The organism is Zhongshania aquatica (genome assembly GCF_027257955.1).
Lineage (GTDB): Bacteria > Pseudomonadota > Gammaproteobacteria > Pseudomonadales > Spongiibacteraceae > Spongiibacter > Spongiibacter aquatica.
The window spans coordinates 1-1,919 of record NZ_JANZNQ010000076.1; the positions used below are offsets into that span (position 1 = coordinate 1).

Genomic DNA, 1,919 nt, shown 5'->3' on the forward strand with positions numbered 1-1,919 from the left:
GCTCGTTATATCAACAACTTTTATAATAGTAAAAGGCTGCATTCGGGGATTGGTTACTATTCTCCAATAGAATATGAGCGAATGGCCGCATGAAAACTAATGTGTCCGTTTTATTGGGGTAAGATCAGCTGTTGCGGCTGGGACAGCCTACGAAACCTTCCCCCATTAAGTAGACGCCTACCTTAATCAACAGGTAGGCGTCCTAATGGCAAAGATAAACAGTAATGAACGAGTCGTGGAATATTCTACGGAGTTCAAAGTGCGAGTGGTTGCATTAACCAATCAGTTGGAAGTAGACACGGTAACGATAGCTGAGGTAATGGGTTTGCACCCTGTCATGGTTTATCGGTGGCGTCAGGAATACAGAGAAGGACTGCTTGTAGAGCATCCTACGAGAAGAATTAGCATGACGAAGAAGTCCAAACCAGACAGGCCATCGGACGACAAAGAGATCAGGCGTCTGCAAAAGAAAATCGAGAAGCTCCAGAAGGAGAATGACTTTCTAAAAAAGTGGGACGAGTATCTGAAGGATCAAAAGCAGAAAAGTTCGGATTCATAGCTGAGCACCATTCTGAGTTTGGAGTCAGATACTTATGCCACCGGTTAGAAGTGTCTTTTCAAGGGTATTACAAGTGGCTTGTCCGTACTGAGACAGAAAAGGACATTTGTGATCGACAGCTTCTAAAGAAAATCAGGGTTATCTTTAACCGTCACAGAGGGAACTATGGAAGCCCGCGGATTTGCTCTGAGCTCAATGCCCAGGGAGAAAAGGTAAACCATAAGCGCGTCGAACGGCTTATGAGAGAGGCAGGTTTGGTAGGCAAGGCAGGTCGGATCTATCGCAGAAGATCTTTGCCGGAGAATCCCTGTATTAAAGTGGATAACCTTCTAAGGAAGAAGGGTGCTCCTTCAGGGCCAAATGAGCAATGGGCTGGTGATGTAACCTATTTGAAGGTGAATGGAGAGTGGCAATATCTGGCGGTAGTGCTTGATCTCTATTCAAGAAGGATCATTGGTTGGGATCTGTCAAATACGCGCACGGTTAGCTTGACATTAGGGGCCTTAAAGAAAGCGCTTAGATCTAGAGAGGTGAAGCCAGGATTGGTATTTCACAGCGATAGAGGCTCTGAAAATGGTGCTTATGTGTACCAGGATCGCCTGAAAGATTCAGGGATAAGGCCGAGCATGAATAGGCCGGGCTTTATGAATGATAATGTGTATGTGGAGTCTTTTTTTCAAACCCTCAAGACTGAAAGTTTCAAGGGTATGCATTTTGAATCGGTAAGTCATTTAAGGTCAGAGTTGTCATGGTATATGGATAGCTATTACAACCATGATCGCCGTCACAGTTCAGTTGGATTTCAAAGTCCAGCTGAGTATGAAAGAATGGCTGCATAAGATGAATTTTAAATGGCGTCTACTTTTTGGGGGGAGGCTTCTACACTGCGTTTCGGCTGCCCCAAAGCTTGGCGTTATACGTAATATGACATCAAAGAAATCAGCGCTAGAAAAAGCAGTTGGGAAGCTAATCTCAAGCATCCAAAAAGAATGGGGCAACGAGCTTGGTGAATCTGTCGCTGAGATAAGTGAAGCTGTAATGGATAAAGGGCATGAGTTACTTCTGGCATCAAAGAATGGCGAAGTTCGCAGTATTCTGTGTGGGCTTAACGTAACCCAATTTTTAGGGGAGCTATGGGTTCGAAGACATCCTAAAGTCAGGGAATCAATAGCTAAATTTGAGAGGGAGCTTGAAGCATATGAAAGCGTATAACAAGGCACAGCAGTCGCTCCCTGATCTTGTCCCAATTTAACGGACACCAAAATCTAATAGATGAGGTGTCCTATGCCAAAATACACAAAGCCAAGAAAGACCTGGCAGTATTCAGATGAATTCAAAGTGAAAGCGGTCCAACTGAGTT

At 44.4% G+C, this 1,919-nt stretch carries 4 protein-coding genes; all 4 read left to right on the plus strand.

The features are described from left to right. Positions 1 to 9 precede the first annotated feature (9 nt). The 4 genes from O9X78_RS21000 (at position 10) to O9X78_RS20655 (ending at position 1,771) form a co-directional block, all read left to right on the plus strand. Positions 10 to 93, plus strand: coding sequence for a hypothetical protein (locus O9X78_RS21000; protein WP_350339249.1), 84 nt, complete (start codon positions 10 to 12; stop codon positions 91 to 93). A gap of 112 nt (positions 94 to 205) precedes the next feature. Then, positions 206 to 559: a transposase gene (locus tag O9X78_RS20645; RefSeq protein ID WP_269621575.1), complete on the plus strand. Its 354-nt coding sequence runs from the start codon at positions 206 to 208 to the stop codon at positions 557 to 559. Continuing rightward, positions 511 to 1,398, plus strand: a complete 888-nt coding sequence (locus tag O9X78_RS20650; RefSeq protein ID WP_269621576.1) for an IS3 family transposase — start codon at positions 511 to 513, stop codon at positions 1,396 to 1,398. Before O9X78_RS20645 ends, O9X78_RS20650 begins: the two co-directional genes overlap by 49 nt. Before the next feature lie 85 nt (positions 1,399 to 1,483). After that, a complete protein-coding gene (locus tag O9X78_RS20655; RefSeq protein ID WP_269621577.1) occupies positions 1,484 to 1,771 on the plus strand; it encodes a hypothetical protein in 288 nt (95 codons plus the stop codon). The last annotated feature ends 148 nt before the right edge of the window (positions 1,772 to 1,919 follow it).

Bases quoted from the DNA above. Each gene is read 5' to 3' on its own strand.
- O9X78_RS20645 (WP_269621575.1), top strand. From the start codon at position 206: ATGGCAAAGATAAACAGTAATGAACGAGTCGTGGAATATTCTACGGAG.
- O9X78_RS20655 (WP_269621577.1), top strand. From the start codon at position 1,484: ATGACATCAAAGAAATCAGCGCTAGAAAAAGCAGTTGGGAAGCTAATC.